Source organism: Fictibacillus halophilus, assembly GCF_042680145.1.
GTDB lineage: Bacteria > Bacillota > Bacilli > Bacillales > Fictibacillaceae > Fictibacillus > Fictibacillus halophilus_A.
Map to the genome: position 1 here is coordinate 549,630 of NZ_JBHTNQ010000001.1, position 15,623 is coordinate 565,252.

At 39.4% G+C, this 15,623-nt stretch carries 11 protein-coding genes; 6 read left to right on the forward strand and 5 right to left on the reverse strand.

Annotated features, from left to right (window positions below):
• The first annotated feature begins 134 nt into the window (after positions 1-134).
• Positions 135-1,025, forward strand: a complete 891-nt coding sequence (locus ACFQ4X_RS02840; protein WP_379833052.1) for a hypothetical protein — start codon at positions 135-137, stop codon at positions 1,023-1,025.
• A 91-nt stretch (positions 1,026-1,116) separates the two neighbouring features.
• Positions 1,117-1,620: a DinB family protein gene (locus tag ACFQ4X_RS02845; RefSeq protein WP_379833053.1), complete on the forward strand. Its 504-nt coding sequence runs from the start codon at positions 1,117-1,119 to the stop codon at positions 1,618-1,620.
• Between the two features lie 42 nt (positions 1,621-1,662).
• Here the strand turns inward: ACFQ4X_RS02845 and ACFQ4X_RS02850 are convergent, their stop codons facing one another.
• Positions 1,663-2,283, reverse strand: a complete 621-nt coding sequence (locus tag ACFQ4X_RS02850; RefSeq protein WP_379833054.1) for a cell wall hydrolase — start codon at positions 2,281-2,283, stop codon at positions 1,663-1,665.
• A 276-nt stretch (positions 2,284-2,559) separates the two neighbouring features.
• Between ACFQ4X_RS02850 and ACFQ4X_RS02855 the strand changes: the two genes are divergently transcribed.
• Entirely contained in the window at positions 2,560-2,688 is a 129-nt protein-coding gene (locus ACFQ4X_RS02855) for a DUF4023 domain-containing protein (RefSeq protein WP_077362638.1), read from the forward strand.
• A 54-nt stretch (positions 2,689-2,742) separates the two neighbouring features.
• On the opposite strand, the gene ACFQ4X_RS02860 is transcribed toward ACFQ4X_RS02855, so the two are convergent.
• Positions 2,743-3,528, reverse strand: coding sequence for a lipase family protein (locus ACFQ4X_RS02860; RefSeq protein ID WP_379833055.1), 786 nt, complete (start codon positions 3,526-3,528; stop codon positions 2,743-2,745).
• A gap of 242 nt (positions 3,529-3,770) precedes the next feature.
• Positions 3,771-5,231 carry an MDR family MFS transporter gene (locus ACFQ4X_RS02865; RefSeq protein ID WP_379833056.1) on the reverse strand — a complete coding sequence of 487 codons (1,461 nt, stop codon included), beginning with the start codon at positions 5,229-5,231 and terminating at the stop codon, positions 3,771-3,773.
• 481 nt (positions 5,232-5,712) lie between these two features.
• Here ACFQ4X_RS02865 and ACFQ4X_RS02870 point away from each other — a divergent pair, with 481 nt between their 5' ends.
• The 3 genes from ACFQ4X_RS02870 to mngB all read left to right on the forward strand — a co-directional run bounded on the left by ACFQ4X_RS02870 (position 5,713) and on the right by mngB (position 11,114).
• Positions 5,713-6,447: a MurR/RpiR family transcriptional regulator gene (locus ACFQ4X_RS02870; protein ID WP_379833057.1), complete on the forward strand. Its 735-nt coding sequence runs from the start codon at positions 5,713-5,715 to the stop codon at positions 6,445-6,447.
• Between the two features lie 131 nt (positions 6,448-6,578).
• Positions 6,579-8,498 carry a PTS 2-O-a-mannosyl-D-glycerate transporter subunit IIABC gene (gene mngA / locus ACFQ4X_RS02875; protein WP_379833058.1) on the forward strand — a complete coding sequence of 640 codons (1,920 nt, stop codon included), beginning with the start codon at positions 6,579-6,581 and terminating at the stop codon, positions 8,496-8,498.
• Positions 8,499-8,513: 15 nt separating this feature from the next.
• On the forward strand, positions 8,514-11,114 hold the full coding sequence (gene mngB / locus ACFQ4X_RS02880; protein ID WP_379833059.1) for a mannosylglycerate hydrolase: 2,601 nt from the start codon (positions 8,514-8,516) through the stop codon (positions 11,112-11,114).
• 85 nt (positions 11,115-11,199) lie between these two features.
• On the opposite strand, the gene ACFQ4X_RS02885 is transcribed toward mngB, so the two are convergent.
• Both ACFQ4X_RS02885 and ACFQ4X_RS02890 read right to left on the reverse strand, forming a co-directional pair.
• Complete coding sequence (locus ACFQ4X_RS02885; RefSeq protein WP_379833060.1) at positions 11,200-11,394, reverse strand: YfhD family protein; 195 nt, start codon at positions 11,392-11,394, stop codon at positions 11,200-11,202.
• A 151-nt stretch (positions 11,395-11,545) separates the two neighbouring features.
• Positions 11,546-15,271, reverse strand: coding sequence for a S8 family peptidase (locus tag ACFQ4X_RS02890; protein ID WP_379833061.1), 3,726 nt, complete (start codon positions 15,269-15,271; stop codon positions 11,546-11,548).
• Positions 15,272-15,623: the final 352 nt, after the last annotated feature.

Below are 15,623 nucleotides of genomic sequence, written 5' to 3' on the forward strand. Positions count from 1 at the left end.
TCCTAAAGCTAGATAATTTTGTTCTGATAAAGAGATGATAACGATATGATGATTTAGTGTTTTCGCTTTTCACTTCCAAAGTTATCGTTTAAAATAAAAAGCTGCACGAAAATCTCTACGAAAGAGGTAATTTTATGAAACGTATTCCAATGCTATCAAACAAAAATAAAAATCAAGAACCGAAATCAGATGAGATCAAGAACCGTGAAAGCTGGCTCAAGATTATTATTATCGGTGGCTTCGCATTATTGTTATTTTACAAAATTGCAACGGCCCCATTCGTTTTCCGTTTTTCGGATTTCATCTCATTGTTTTGCTCGTTATTTGCAATCGCGGTTACATTAATCTATTTCAACAAAATCAATAAGCTGGAGAAAATGATGGAAGCTTATACAAAGGGCAGACCAATCCAACAGCCCGAAGTACAAATAGCCGAGGAAGAAGTGGCAGAGCCAGAGCAGAAACAGCTGGAACTTTTTGAAGAAAAAGTGGAAGAAACAGAAGCAGTCGTAGCAGCAGAGGAAACGGAAGAAGAGTCCCTAGAGGAAAAAGAAGACGAAATCTCTGAAGAAATCTTTGAAACAAAACGCATTAAAGAAGAAGAGCTTGAAAAAATCGAAATGGATAAAACACAAATCTACAATGAATTATTTACTAGAGCTCAATTAAACGAAGAAGAAATGAAATATTTTAATGAAAGAATCAGAGAAAAAGAAACAGAATCCTTTAACACCAAACAAGAACTGAACCAGTTTAAAGAACGCATTCAAAATGTTTTCAAGAAAACGCCTCAATTGTTCCAAAAAAGAGATTCAAGAATTGAGGGAATTGTTCGCATGCTGAATCCTGTTACACTGAAAAACGCATCACTAGAGGATCTCAATCAACGATTAGATGCAGTAATAGATGTTATACCAACCGAAACACTTGATTCATTAGTTCGAGATGGTCTCTTGGATTCCCATTATCACTTAACACGTTCAGGCTATCGTGAATTCATTCAAGTCAGCAAGACCTTTCAATAAATAATGAAGGACCTCTTTCTAAATTTAGAAGGAGGTTTCTTTTTTGCGGCGAAGTTTGAACTAACTATAAAACGTTAAAGGTGGTTTTTATATGGATGATCTTCAATTGATCGAAACATACAAAAGTGACCTTCAGAACTATTCTGTGGAGCAGCTGAGACATATACCTGAGGCTGGGGTTTGGTCATTATGTCAAATGTACGACCATGTGATTCTTGTAGCTCATGAATACCTTGATCAGGTAGAATCCTGTGCAGCAGCAGGCGAAGAGCAAACGCATGGAAAGACGGAATTTGGTGAGAAACTATTTGAAAATGGAGGATTCCCGCCAATTAAAATCCGTTTGCCAGATGAGATGAATGCTCCTCCAAATAATTCAGAAACCAATGAAGAACTCATGCGGAGAGTTGATCATGTTATTGAAAGGATGAAAGATTGGGAAGGAAAAGTAGATACTATAAATCCAAACTACAAAATAAAACATGGTGGCTTTGGATGGCTTAACGCACGGGAATGGTACGAATTAATCGGCATGCATTTTCGTCATCACCTGAGACAGAAGAGTGAGCTCGAACAAAGGCTTTTAGTGAAATAAAAGACAAACCTCCTTCTAAAACAAAAGAAGGAGGTTTCGTCGTTACCTGGCAAAAAGATGGTTGCCGATCTTCGTTACAGATTGTCTGGAAAAAATCCAGGTGTTCGTTGCAAGGTCAGGGTTGTAATAATAAACGGAACCGTATGTAGGATCCCAGCCTTGCATAGCATCGAATACAGCACGATAAGCATAGCTATTAGGCTTCAAATTATATTGTCCATCATGAACCGCAGTAAAAGCATTCGTCTGATGAATGACATCACCGACATTATCAGGGAATGCGGAATCATCAATTCGATTCAAAATAACAGCCGCAACCGCAACTTTTCCTATGTATGACTCACCTCTTGCTTCGCCATGGACGACTCTTGCCATTTTTTTCGCTTCATTTAGCATCAAAAAGGTTGCTGGACCTGCTACACCATCAGAAGACAGATTGGATTTATACTGAAAATCCATGACAGCTCTCTGTGTAAGAGGACCATAATAACCGGTAACAGGACCATAAAAGAAACCCATGTCTTTCAAGTTTTGTTGAAGCTCTGACACCTCATATCCTTGATTTCCGACCTTTAAAAGACTGTGAGCTTGTACATTTGCAGGTACAAAAAGCGCTGTGGCTAAAATAAATAAAAGAATAACCTTCCTAATAAAATTTTTCATTATTGGCTCCTTTCTCCACTTTTTTCTATATATTATCAGTTGTGAGAAGAGCGGGCATGAAGCACTTGCTCTATTTTTCCAAATTTTAAAATACACGCTAAAAGTAGGAAGTTGTGACAAATTCCTGTACTATTCTACTAACTATGCTTTGTACAGGTTTTTAATATGAAAGCATAGGGTAAATTAGGGAATTGTTCTATCTTAGGAAACGAAAATGAGTAATTTCCTCCTAAAGGGAAATAGTAACAAATGAATAATCCATAGGAGGCTAAAAAGATGGAAAACACGAGTGATTTTGTAGAAAAATTGCATGATGATCAGGAGAAACAAGAAAAGAACAAAAAGCAGGGTAAAGGTAATCCTGGACAAAAATTGCCGAACAAGCAGCATAGTACAAACAAGTAAAATCTATGTATCAGCCACAGTGAAACGTTAACGCCACTGTGGTTTTTTTATGGTTTAAAAATCTCCACTGCACCTAGACGTATCCGGGCAGAAACCAGGATTCTCTTTGCACATTTTTTTCGCAAAACTCGGATAAATCTTACGTAATTGATTAAAGTAGCATACGATCTTATGATTCAATCTGACGCTGCAGTTTTCAAAATTCAAACGAAACTCCTCTCCGACTGGCATGTTCATGAGAGGCTCTTTCCGAAATAATAAAGGCGTTATATGGTTCGTAACGGTGTCGTAAACATTTATGATACGCACGCTGTTTTTGACTTCTTTATAAAATCTCCTGACGAACTCCGTGTTTCCGATCGGCAAACTAGCAAAGGTGTAAAGAATAGGGTTGTTAAAAGGTGTGTTCACAGCAGCATCTAATGTGAAAAGTGTAGCCAGACAAGCACCGAGGCTATGGCCTGTCACAAGCAGTTTTTTCTCTGGGGAAAGTCTCATTAGGACTGTTAAAATAATGCTTCGGGCTGCTGAATAGATGCGGGTGATTCCGCGGTGCGTTTTACCGCTGTTTTTCACAAAGGGGTACGTAACTTGAGGGATATCTAAGTAGGAGGATACGTTATTTACCGTTGAAGTTCCGCGAAAAACGACGACAACGTGATCATCAGATTCTGCGATAAAACCGAATATCTCACCTGAAACAGAAGGGATAGAGCACTTCAGAGAATATCCGCTTGGGAGTGTGAACGTTTTTCCGTCACTTAATTGATAAGCTTGATGACACATGACAGCCATAAACATAGCAAGGTGACCATCATATTCATAAACTTCTTTACCCATAAGCACCACTCCCCTCAGAATACTAGATGTAATAGTATATGAGGGAGGATGCGGCGAGGTATAGACGGATATGATAGATATCCACAAATTTCGGTGGTGAATCTAAAAGTTTGGTCTGTGAATCCAAAAGTTTTGGCATTTAATCCACGAAATTTGCCCATCAATCCAAAAATAGTCATTTATATATGACACCTTGAATGAAAACAAACACGCCTGGATTATTTCCAAGCGTGTTTTTTGCATTAATATGAAGATTCCTCAACGGATTGGTCCCTTTGTTTTACAAGCAAGAAAGAAATCCCGACACCTATAATTACGAGCAGCAGCATCACGCCATAGATCGCATGAATGCCTGAAGCCAGTATCTCTTGAAGCTGAATCAGCTTTTCCGTCGGAAGACTGCCATGCTCAAAGGATGCGTTCAGATTGAGATTGCTTTGACCTGCTTTCTCTGCTTTTGAAAGAGTAATAATGTTGAAAATCGTTCCGAACACGGCTGAACCAAGTGTCTGACTGAACGTATTTGTAAAGGTGTTCGACGCAACAGCCACACCTCTTTTGCTAGAGGGAACCGAAGACTGGATAATCAGCATAAAGACAGGCATCATCAGCCCCATTCCGAGTCCCAGCACACCTGATGCTACATAGATCAAGAAAGCTGGAGAATGTGCAGTTAGGGAGAAAAAGATGAAAGACGCAGCAGTAACAACCGTTAATCCGAGCGTGATGATCCAGTTATCTTTAATCCGGCCAACAATATTCCCGACAATCAGCGAGCCAAGTGTCCAGAATACCGGTAAAGGCATAAGGATGAATCCAGCTTGTGTTGCAGTTTTTCCCATAACTCCCTGACTCCAGATCGGCAAGTAAATCGTGATACAGATAATAATAGCACCGACAATGAGCGTTAACGTGTTCACGATCAGAACACTTCGATTTTTAAACAAATTAAGCGGAATAAGGGGTTCCGGCGATTTTAATTCGATTCTCACAAAAACAATAAACGTGATTAGTGCAAAGATGAAAAGTCCGAGGATCGTCGGGCTCGTCCATTCCTGCGTCTGGCTTCCGGTTAAGAGGGCATACAGGAAAGCGATTGTCCCGAGCGAGAAGGTGACGGCACCCTTGTAATCAATGTAAGGTTTTCCTTTTGTAAGATCTTCCTTATAGTTAACGACAAGCATGAAGAACGCAAGAAGACCGAACGGAATATTTAAGAAAAAGATGTACCGCCAGGAAAGTGTATCAACTAAAAAGCCGCCCATCAGTGGTCCTAAAACGCCAGCCACTCCCCAAACCGCAGAGATCCATCCTTGTGCTTTCGCTCTGTCCTTTGCCTCCGAATAGAGGTCTCCGATAATTGTCATCGTGATCGGCATAACAGCTCCGGCACCAAGACCTTGAATCGCGCGATAGAAGATGAGCTGTTCCATCGACATGGCAATTCCACAGAGGGCTGATCCTACTAAAAAAAGGACGATTCCTGATAAGATAACCTTCTTCCGGCCGAACAAGTCTGCGAGCTTACCATAAATCGGTGTCGATACAGCAGTCGCGAGCATGTACACTGCATATACCCAGCTCACGAGCTCAATCCCCGAAAGATCGCTCGTTATTCTTGGTACGGCGGTACTAACGATCGTTCCTTCCATCGCCGCGAGAACAGTAACAAGCAACAACGCGGTCATAATTTGTTTTTTCATATGATTCCTCCTCAAAAAAACAGGCAAAACATCTATAAAATGAATAAAACGATTAAAACGTTCATCACAACAAAGAAATATATTACCATTAAAGGCTGTTTTAAGCTATTATGTAATCCTTTACTGTGTGATGAGGTTAAAACGGAGGAAGTTTGAGGAGAAAATATGCGTTGTACAGCAAACGGATCTGCAGTTTGAGCGAACAGGAGACCATTCTGAGCGTAGGTGACACATTTTGAGCGTAAGAAGACTATTCCGAGCGTATGTCAGTGATTTTGAGCGAAGAGAGGACAATGTTGAGCGTACGTGTAATAAATAAAAGAACACGTACCGTAAAAACAAATTAGAACACGTACTTGTAAAACAAAAGAGGAAGAAGCATCCGCTTCTCTTTGTTATGAATGCATAATTTCGGATTTCTTCACGTTTCGGATATAATAACCTTACTTATTAATAAAGTAAGAAGGTGTTCCTATAAATCATGTTATTTGAAGAACGAGTTCATAAATATGAATACAAACTTAATGATACAGAAGATCAAATTATCGAATATATAATCAACAACAAAGAAGAAGCAATCTCCTTATCTATTCAGCATTTAGCGTCTAAACTCTACACTGTACCAAATACAATTACGAGATTAACAAAAAAGTTAGGTTATGATGGATTCTCTGAGATGAAAATTAACCTTAAGGAAGAAATTAAAACACCGAAAGCTGAACAGTCAGAAGACCAACTCATTTTCAACATTTACAAGACAATAGAATTGATCGATAAAAATAAATTTGCTTCCGCAACAAAGGCAATTCAAGAGGCACGTCGTGTTCTTTTCTTTGCAGTTGGTGATACAGCGCCTTTTTGTGAAATGATAGTAAAGAACCTTAAAGTTGTGGGGAAGCATGGGGAATATTATAACCATAGACATGATATGCTTCATGAAGTAAACCAGCTGGAAACGTCAGATGTTCTGTTTCTCATCTCTTTGTCTGGTGAAACCAAACAGGTTTTAGATGTCGCTAAGATTGCAAAGGAAAAAGGCAGTCGTATTATTTCTCTTACCCACTTTAACAAAAATACGCTTCAATATTTAGCAGACGTTAATTTGTTTTGCTATTCTCCAGCCATAAAATTTAACGATTATAACATTACGGATAAAACACCGGTTATGCTGATTGTACGGGCATTTTCTGAATACTATTGGAATGCCGATAGATGATGTGTATAAATACACAAAAAGAACGTAGAAAATAAAATATCTGTGTACAAATAAGAAGAATTCAACTTCTTATTTTTTTTTGCTAGTATGTAACCAAAGTGGAACACGGAAAATTGAAAGGGGTTACAAAAATGTTGTTAAAAAAATTAACATCAGTATCCTTGCTTAATACAAAAAAATCGTTTGGTTCCAAAGATGAGGTAATAAAATATCTCATTAAGCAGTTGATGGCAGAGGGTAAGCTTCATTCAGAAGAGGAGTTTTACAGGGCTGTTATGGATAGGGAATCACTTTCACCGACTGGATTTGAAGGCGGTTTAGCGATTCCTCATGGAAAATCATCAGCAGTAAAAGAAGCAGTATTCGCTGTTGCTACATTAGAAAGACCTATTGGGGATTGGGAGAGTATCGATCCTGAAAACCAAGTAGAATTAGTAATTTTGTTAGCGATTCCAAAAGAAGAAGAAGGATCAACACATCTTTCCCTTTTATCAGAACTCGTAACAAGATTATCAAATGAAGAATATAAAAATAATTTGCTGCAGGCACAAACAAATAAAGAATTATATGATCGTCTAGATCAATCGCATGAAACTGAAAAAACGAAAAGTACTCATGATCTTAATAAAACCGTGCTGGCGATAACAGCTTGTCCAGCTGGAATAGCACACACCTATATGGCAGCAGAAGCTTTAGTAAAAGCCGGTAATGAAATGGGTATTCGTGTATTCGTTGAAAAGCAAGGCGCAAATGGAATAGAAGACCGCTTTACTAAGGTTCAATTGCAACAAGCAGATGCAGTGGTGTTTGCGGTAGATGTTGCTGTAAAGGACGAAGAACGCTTTAAACATCTTCCCAAGGTGAAAACTTCAGTTGCAGAACCACTAAGAAATGCTAAAGCTATTTTACAAAAAGCGTTAACAAAAGCTGAAAATCAACCCAAAAATATTCCTGCTGATCATTCCCTTGATGATCACACAGAACAAAAATCAGTAAAAACAGAGATTAAGGATTCCCTATTAACCGGAATCTCATATATCATTCCAATCATTGTTGCAGGTGGAATGACTCTAGCAGCTGCAGTGTTTATTTCTCAAGCGTTTGGGCTTCAAGAACTTTATGATACAGAGGGTTCATGGTTATGGCTGTTGCGACAGCTCGGCGGCACGCTTTTAGGTCAGCTGATGATTCCAATTCTAGCTGCTTATATGGCTTACTCTATTGCAGATAAACCAGCTTTAGGACCAGGCTTTGCGGCAGGAGTTGCGGCAAACTTAATTGGAAGCGGATTTTTGGGTGGTATGCTCGGCGGTTTATTAGCGGGTTACTTTTTAAAATATTTGAAACAGACCGTAAAGCCAAAAGGGACATTCGCTGGCTTTGTAAGCTTCTGGTTCTATCCTGTAATTGGAACACTAGTTGTTGGTTCGATCATGTTGTTTGTGATCGGAAAACCATTGGCATTTGTAAATGAAGGACTTATTCAATGGCTTGAAGGCATGAGTGGTTCAAACGCAATAATATTAGGTGCGATCATCGGAGCTATGGTTTCGTTTGACCTTGGAGGTCCAATAAATAAAGCGGCGTACACGTTTTGTATTGGTGCAATGGCGAGTGGAAATATCGTTCCATATGCGGCGTTTGCCTCTGTCAAGATGGTTTCAGCATTCTCAGTAACAGGCGCAACGATTATCGGGAAAAAATATTTTACGAAACAAGAACAAGAGGTAGGTAAGCAAACCTGGCTGCTCGGCTTAGCGGGGATAACAGAAGGTGCCATCCCGTTCATGATTAATGATCCATTGCGAGTTATACCGTCATTGATTGCAGGATCAGCTGTTACAGGTGCAATCGTTGCTTATTTTGATATCGGTTTAAATGTTCCGGGTGCAGGTATTTTCTCACTTGCCCTGCTGCAGGGGAACTCACTTTTATTTGCAGCCTCCATTTGGTTTGGGGCTGCACTTATCGGAGCATTTATTTCAATGGTTCTGCTGATTCTTACTCGTAAATACAAAAAGAATGAAATTTCACAGAAAAAAGCAGCATAGATGGAGGAGAATAGTATGAAAAATGTTCATATCGTTCCACATATGCACTGGGACAGAGAATGGTATTTCTCAACAGAAGAATCTAGAATTTTATTAGTTAACAATATGGAAGAAATCATGGATATGTTAGAAAGTAATCCGAATTATCCTTATTATGTTTTGGATGGACAAACTTCCATATTAGAAGACTACTTTGCGGTCAAACCACAAAATAAACAACGTGTGAAAAAACTTGTTCAAGAGGGCCGGTTAATTATCGGTCCTTGGTATACACAGACAGACGAGATGATTGTCGGAGCTGAATCAATCGTTCGGAATCTATTATACGGAATAAAAGATTGCGAAGAGTATGGAGACTTTATGCGAATTGGCTATCTCCCTGATTCATTTGGACAATCCGCACAGATGCCTATGATCTATAATGGGTTTGATATTAACTATTCCATCTTTTGGCGGGGGACTTCAGAGCGCCATGGTACGGACAAAACGGAGTTCAATTGGCAAACAGAGGATGGATCGAATGTACTTGTACAATTATTCCCTCTAGGTTATGCGATAGGCAAGTATTTACCAGAGGACGAAGAAGCCCTTCAAAAGCGGATGGATAAGTACTTCACTGTTTTAGATCGTGGCGCCACGACAGAAAACATCATTTTACCTAATGGTCATGATCAAATGCCCATTCAAAAGAATATTTTTGAGGTAATCGAGAAGTTGCGGAAACTTTACCCAGACCGGGAATTTTTCCTAAGTAAATATGAAAATGTGTTTGCAGAAATTGAGAAGCAGCAGGATCTTCCAACTTTAAAAGGTGAGTTTTTAGATGGTAAATACATGAGAGTACATCGCAGTATCTACTCGACTCGAATGGATATTAAAGCTGCGAACACAAGAATCGAAAATAAAATCACAAATCTATTAGAACCTTTAGCTTCAGTTGCATATAGCCTTGGATTTGAATATCATCATGGTCTAATCGAGCTGATTTGGAAGGAGATCATGAAGAATCATGCACACGACAGTATCGGTTGCTGCTGTTCTGATAAAGTGCACAGAGAAATATGCAATCGTTTTTTCCTAGCTGAAGAAAAAGTCGATCAGTTGATTAAATTTTATAAGCGTAAAATCGTCGATAGCTTAGATACTCAAAAACAAGAAGATCGCTTAACGGTTTTCAATTTATTGCCTTATGAACGAAACGAAGTAACTACAACTAATGTGATAACGAAGTTAAAATCATTCAAATTAGTAGATAAAGATGACAATGAATTGGATTTCGAAATCCTTGAAAGTGAAATCATGGATCCTGGTCTAATTGATAGACAGATCGTACATTATGGTAACTATGATCCTTTTTATAACTATACGATTCAATTTAAAGAAACACTTCCTGCAATGGGATATAAAACGTATTTCGTTTCAGAAAGTGAACAGAAAACCCCATCTTCTGTCTCTAAAGTGGACAAAGTGGATACGGACTTTTACGAAGTCACGGTTAATTCGAATGGAACATTAAATATCTATGATAAAAAATTGAAGCAGCTTTTTGAGAATGTTCTTCTCCTAGAAAATGAGGGAGATGACGGAGATGAATATGATTTCTCACCGTTGCCAAATAAAGACGTGATCTATAGTGACCAAGTAAATGCAGCTGTAAAAATAAATCAAAACCGTTATGAAGCTACAATCGAAATAGATTATAGATTAGATGTCCCTTCAAATTTAGAGAAAAGAAAATTGAAGGAGATTGATAATTCAGTTGAGATTCATATGACTGTTACTGTTCCAAATCATAAACCCATAATCAACTGTAAAATGGAGATAAACAATCATGCAAAGGATCATCGGCTTAGAGCATTGATTCCGACAAACATCGCGTCGGCATTCTCGCTATCCGATAATCAATTCGGCTTAATCAAACGTCCTGTAATAGACCCTGTCATACACGTATGGGAACAAGAAGACTGGGATGAGCGTCCAGATCCCATTTATCCGATGCTAACCTATGTGGGTCTTTCAAATAATGATTATGGTGTAAGTGTTCTTACAAATAGCACTAGAGAATATGAAATCACTGGTGAAAATTTTGATACCATTGCCATAACTTTATTTAGGAGTGTCGGATTTCTTGGTAAAGAAGAAATGCTGCGCAGACCAGGACGACCATCTGGAATAAAATTACCAACTCCTGATTCTCAAATGATTGGAAAGCAAACAATTGATTTTGCGATTTCAACACACACCCATGAAGCAAACGTGGCACGAATTGCAAAAGAGTATCTAACACCGGTTGAAACATACAATAAAATTCCACACGACGCCATGAAGCTTAACAACTCTGGAATAAAGACACCTCTAGCGTTTAGTTTATTTAATGAGGTCGAACCAAACGTCGTATTGAGTACTTTGAAAAAGGCTGAAAAAGAGAAAAAATTGATTTTACGCTTCTATAATTCAACAAATGAAGAAAAACAGGCAGCATATGAACTCCCGCATGAAACTGAATATGCTGCTGTCACAAACTTAAATGAAAAGCGACAAGAAGAGCTTGAATTGATAAACAACCAAGTTCAAATAAGTGTAAAAGAAAATCAAGTCAAGTCAATCATGTTCTAGCCACATTCAAAACAAAAACAGCCCAACCCAATGGTTGAGGCTGTTTTCTTACTACTACCTTCACTTAACTCAGTCGTTAATTCTTTTATTCTTTGTCTTCGTCTTTCCGTTTTACTCCAGTTGTATCAAAACCAGGTTTCTTTTCGAATTCGTACTCAGCATTTAATTCTTTTGCAAATTCGTATTCCTCACTATTTGAATCTGCTATTTGATTCTTTGGAACTTGAGGCAGGGAAGTTATATTCTTATCCTTGTTTCCCTTATGATGGTGGTGTCTCATGCTTTGTAACATCCTCTCTTGGAATTTTTGTTCACCTATAGGTTGTGAAATCAGAGTGTTTTTTATGAAATGAACTTTAATTAAGAAGAGAAGTGCAGAATAAAAAGAACCGCATGCTAAAACGAAGTGTTTTAACAAACGGTTCTTAAATTTACTTTAAACCATAAGCTTTGATGATTTCTTGAGAAATTTTATTCCCTTCATCATCCCAAGCTGCTGCTCGCAAGGAAACAGATTTACTTGTTTTAGGATTATTGATTTTAGCAATCCAGCGATCATCAGCTGTGCGCTCAAGGGATACTGTTTTCCATGACTCACCTTCGTCAAAAGAAACATCCAATGTTGCACCTTCCAAATTACCGTATCCTGCTACACCATCTAATTTAGCAACAGATAGTTCGAGCGTAGTGGATGGTGCAGCCAGAATATTTCCGTCCATATCAGTATCTACTTTGTAATCAAGTGAATAGAACGGTAGCAATGTTTCACCTTTTCCAGACCAGAATGTCCATTCTGTATGAGTACTTACAGAAGTAGACCAGCGATTCGGATCACGCTTTGCATCGGTTACTAAGCGATATTCTTTTCGTTCTTCAGAAATGCCGCTGAATACATTTAATGCTTGGCCTTTTCCTTCTTTAATCAGAGTATCTCCTTGGTATAGCTTGTGTGTTTGATTTTTAACCGATTCATCAAAACCGGTACCGCCTGTAGACCCATTTCCTGAATCTGCCCAGGCCGGGATGTTAAACTGGAAGCCGGTTCCTTGTCGCTTAGGTGTCCAATAACCAACTCCGAGACGGGGACGAACGACTGGTGAGAACCAATCTTCTTGAAGCTTACCGCCTTTTTCATACGTAACTGCCGGCTGGCGAACTTCCCAATGGCTGTCTAATACTTCTGCATGGTGATACCAGCGAGTATCTTTGATAGCTGATACCCATTCTGTACGAACAGAAGGGAGGTCTAATTTGTATAAAAACCCAATTGCTCTAAACGTATGTGGACGCAGATCATAACGGAACTCTCCGCCAGGCGCTTCACGATCTGATTTGTAACGCGTATCAATCTTAACTAATTCTTCATTAGTTGGCGCATAGGTAAGATCTTCCGGAATGCTGCCTTGGTGAACATCCATCAAATCATAGACGTACGGAGTGTTTACTTCACCCTCAACGTTTAAGTTCAAGTTGCCTGACAGCGCTGCCTTAATTAGTTCGTCGCCTTCACTTTTACTGATCCCGGCAACAGCAAGCGGAATATCAGTATAATCCGGATTTCCTGCAAAAACGCTGAATTCTTTATCTTCATTATTGACGATGATCAACAGTTTCGCACCTGCAGCATGAGCCGCAACGGATTGCTGAGGAGGAGTCACTTCTGTGTTTCGTTCAACAACTACAATCTTGTCTTTTGCATCTGTGTTTTCATAATCAGCTGCTGTTCCTTTTCCAGCATAGACGGTGGATAAGTTATATTTACCATCGAGAGGTGTACTGCCTACCAATGGAATATCGTCAAGTACCTTCTCTTTAAAATTGATCTCAAGGTAAGGTTTGATTAAACGCCAGCGAGTCAAATATTCAAACTCTCCGTTTTCCACTTCTTTCGTTGGAGCAGCATACATCTTATCGATCCATACTGGCAATAAGTTAATATGGCTCATTGTTTTACCTTCAATAGAACGGTAGTACTCCATACGCTGATAGCTTGGTTCCGTGTTCTTTGGCACTTCAACTTTAATTTCTTTAGCTTTTGAAGCATCAAGTTCTACAGTTTGCGGTCCATCTAATGTAATCTCTGGATTACCGACTAATGCAATACCGCGGTGATCTGTATTTGTATCCACTTCCATCAGAGACATTGCGGAATACGTACCTGGGCGTAAGCGCAGTTCAGTTGTGCCGTTTACTGCTACGATCTCAGGGTCCATGTCTTTACTGAATAGTGCAGCATACGTAAGAGTTGGGTTACCATCGCGGTCTTTGGCGTTTAAAGTTAATGTATACTTTTCCTCTTCTTTTACCATACCCATCGAAGTATGAGCCACTTGTTTACCATCAGCATCAGAGGCCGTTAAATGACCTTCATAGCGACTGCCTAACTCACCTAATTGCGGATCTAATGTTACAGTTACGATTTTTGTGCCGTTAGCCGGAACCGTGATCTGTGTCTCAGACAACGATAGCATGCCGCTTTGTGCAGCATTGCCATTTGCATTTTTAAAATCAGCTTGCAGATTTAGCGTTACAGCTGTGTCAGCATCGTTTGTGTACGTGACTGTTTTTTGTACAGGCTGTGCATCATCATGTGGCCATTCAAAGAAACCGAAAGAGATAGAGCCGGTTGCGCGGACTGTGCTGTTTGCCGCTGCTGGAACATCCAGTCGGCCAGTACCAATATGATATGGTGAATAATTTAACTTCTTAGAGGTACTCATCAAAGCTTCTTTTAATTGAGTACCTGTCCAATCCGGATTCTTCTGTAATAGAAGGGCTGCAGCACCAGCAACGTGCGGTGTTGCCATGGATGTACCATTCATGCTTCTATATGAACCAGTGCCTGAAGAAAGAGCAGAGCGAGCTGCAACAATCCCAACCCCTGGTGCAGACAAGTCTGGTTTTATTGCTTTATCCCCATAACGAGGTCCTTTTGATGTGAAATAGGCAATCTTATCCGATTTATCGACAGCTCCGATCGTCAATGCAGCATCGGCAGCTCCTGGTGAGCCGATTGCTCCTTCATAACCTGCGTTTCCGGCAGCGATAACAAATAGTGTACCTTTGTCTTCACTAAGGCGGTTTACAGCTTGAGCCATCGGATCTGTTCCATCAGAAGGTTCAGAGCTTCCAAGACTCATACTTACGATTTTAGCGTTATCAGACGCCCATTCCATACCGTCGATGATCCAAGAATCTAAACCGCTGCCTCCGTCATTTAGCACTTTACCAACTAATAAACGAGCCTCAGGCGCAACACCTTTATTTTTCCCTTCAGAAGCTGTACCTGTTCCTAACACAGTCGAAGCAACATGTGTACCATGTCCATGTTTATCATCAACTGTCTCACCAGGTACAAAACTTTTCGCTTCTTCTATTTGTCCAGAAAGATCAGGGTGATTCGGATCAATTCCTGAGTCAAGCACGGCTACTTTGACTCCCTTGCCGGTAAAACCTGACTCCCATACAGTGTTGGCTCCGATTTGAGGAATACTCTGTTCTAAATTGGCTTCTACTCGTCCATCCAGCCAAATTTTTTCAATTCCTTGTTCAAATGATAAAGATTCTGACGCTGTTTTTTGTGTTGAATCATCTTCAGGAGTAATATCTTCCCAGAATGTGTCCGCATCCTTTTTAGAAGCCGAAAGAGCAGCGCCATTAATACTCTCTAACACGCGAGCTTTTTTTGCTCCTTTAGGAGTCGGTTGACTTTGTTGAGCAGATCTTGCTTTAGATTCATCATACTCAACGATTACAGGCAATGAACTCATTTTTTTGTCATCATAGCCATTCTTGATTAGTTCAGTGACATTGAATAAGTCCTTGTCTAATTTGTTTGCTGCTACATACGGCATCGCTGATGTTGGAATAACATAAGTATTATCACCGACAGTCAAAACTTGAGCGCCTGATCCGTTACGGTCAGCCGGTTCCACGTTGATGATTTGTTTTCCGCCTTCAATGGTTGTAATTTTAACGATATCTCCAGTAATCAAGGTGATGGTTTGTTCACCTGAGCTCTCCTGTGTAAATGCAGATTTTTCAAGCGCCTTATCTATTGTTGAATGATTAAACGCTGTTACGCTGGTTAAAGGTGATGAAAGCATAACAGTGGATAAGGTAGCTGCAAAAAACCTCTTCATATTCCATAGATTCACGGTACATCCTCCTAGTGGTTATAAAATAGTATGATGAGATAAGTTTTTGGAAGGTAAATATGTAGATTAAGAGTTTACTAGGATTAAGACATGTAACACCTCCAATACAAGTAGATGAAGATGAAAAAGACGGAACTTTGGATGAGGTAGGATTCTAGATGAGGACTGCTAATTAAGTTGAATTGTATAGTTACTTGTTTTGATTGACAAAGGGGGTTTTTATGAAGGGCTAGAGACCTATTTTCACAGAAAACGAGTCAAATTTTGTTTGGGAAATCAGGAAATCTGATTCAAATGAACCAAAAACGATGAGAAGAGTTGGGGTTTTTGGTGATAAAAAAACAAATCGACA

What these genes read in the sequence shown, in the direction of transcription:
- mngB (WP_379833059.1), top strand. Translation starts at nt 8,514, where the DNA reads ATGAAAAATGTTCATATCGTTCCACATATGCACTGGGACAGAGAATGG.
- ACFQ4X_RS02865 (WP_379833056.1), bottom strand. Translation starts at nt 5,231, where the DNA reads ATGAAAAAACAAATTATGACCGCGTTGTTGCTTGTTACTGTTCTCGCG.
- ACFQ4X_RS02850 (WP_379833054.1), bottom strand. Translation starts at nt 2,283, where the DNA reads ATGAAAAATTTTATTAGGAAGGTTATTCTTTTATTTATTTTAGCCACA.
- ACFQ4X_RS02840 (WP_379833052.1), top strand. Translation starts at nt 135, where the DNA reads ATGAAACGTATTCCAATGCTATCAAACAAAAATAAAAATCAAGAACCG.
- ACFQ4X_RS02885 (WP_379833060.1), bottom strand. Translation starts at nt 11,394, where the DNA reads ATGAGACACCACCATCATAAGGGAAACAAGGATAAGAATATAACTTCC.
- ACFQ4X_RS02860 (WP_379833055.1), bottom strand. Translation starts at nt 3,528, where the DNA reads ATGGGTAAAGAAGTTTATGAATATGATGGTCACCTTGCTATGTTTATG.
- ACFQ4X_RS02845 (WP_379833053.1), top strand. Translation starts at nt 1,117, where the DNA reads ATGGATGATCTTCAATTGATCGAAACATACAAAAGTGACCTTCAGAAC.
- ACFQ4X_RS02855 (WP_077362638.1), top strand. Translation starts at nt 2,560, where the DNA reads ATGGAAAACACGAGTGATTTTGTAGAAAAATTGCATGATGATCAGGAG.
- ACFQ4X_RS02870 (WP_379833057.1), top strand. Translation starts at nt 5,713, where the DNA reads ATGTTATTTGAAGAACGAGTTCATAAATATGAATACAAACTTAATGAT.
- mngA (WP_379833058.1), top strand. Translation starts at nt 6,579, where the DNA reads ATGTTGTTAAAAAAATTAACATCAGTATCCTTGCTTAATACAAAAAAA.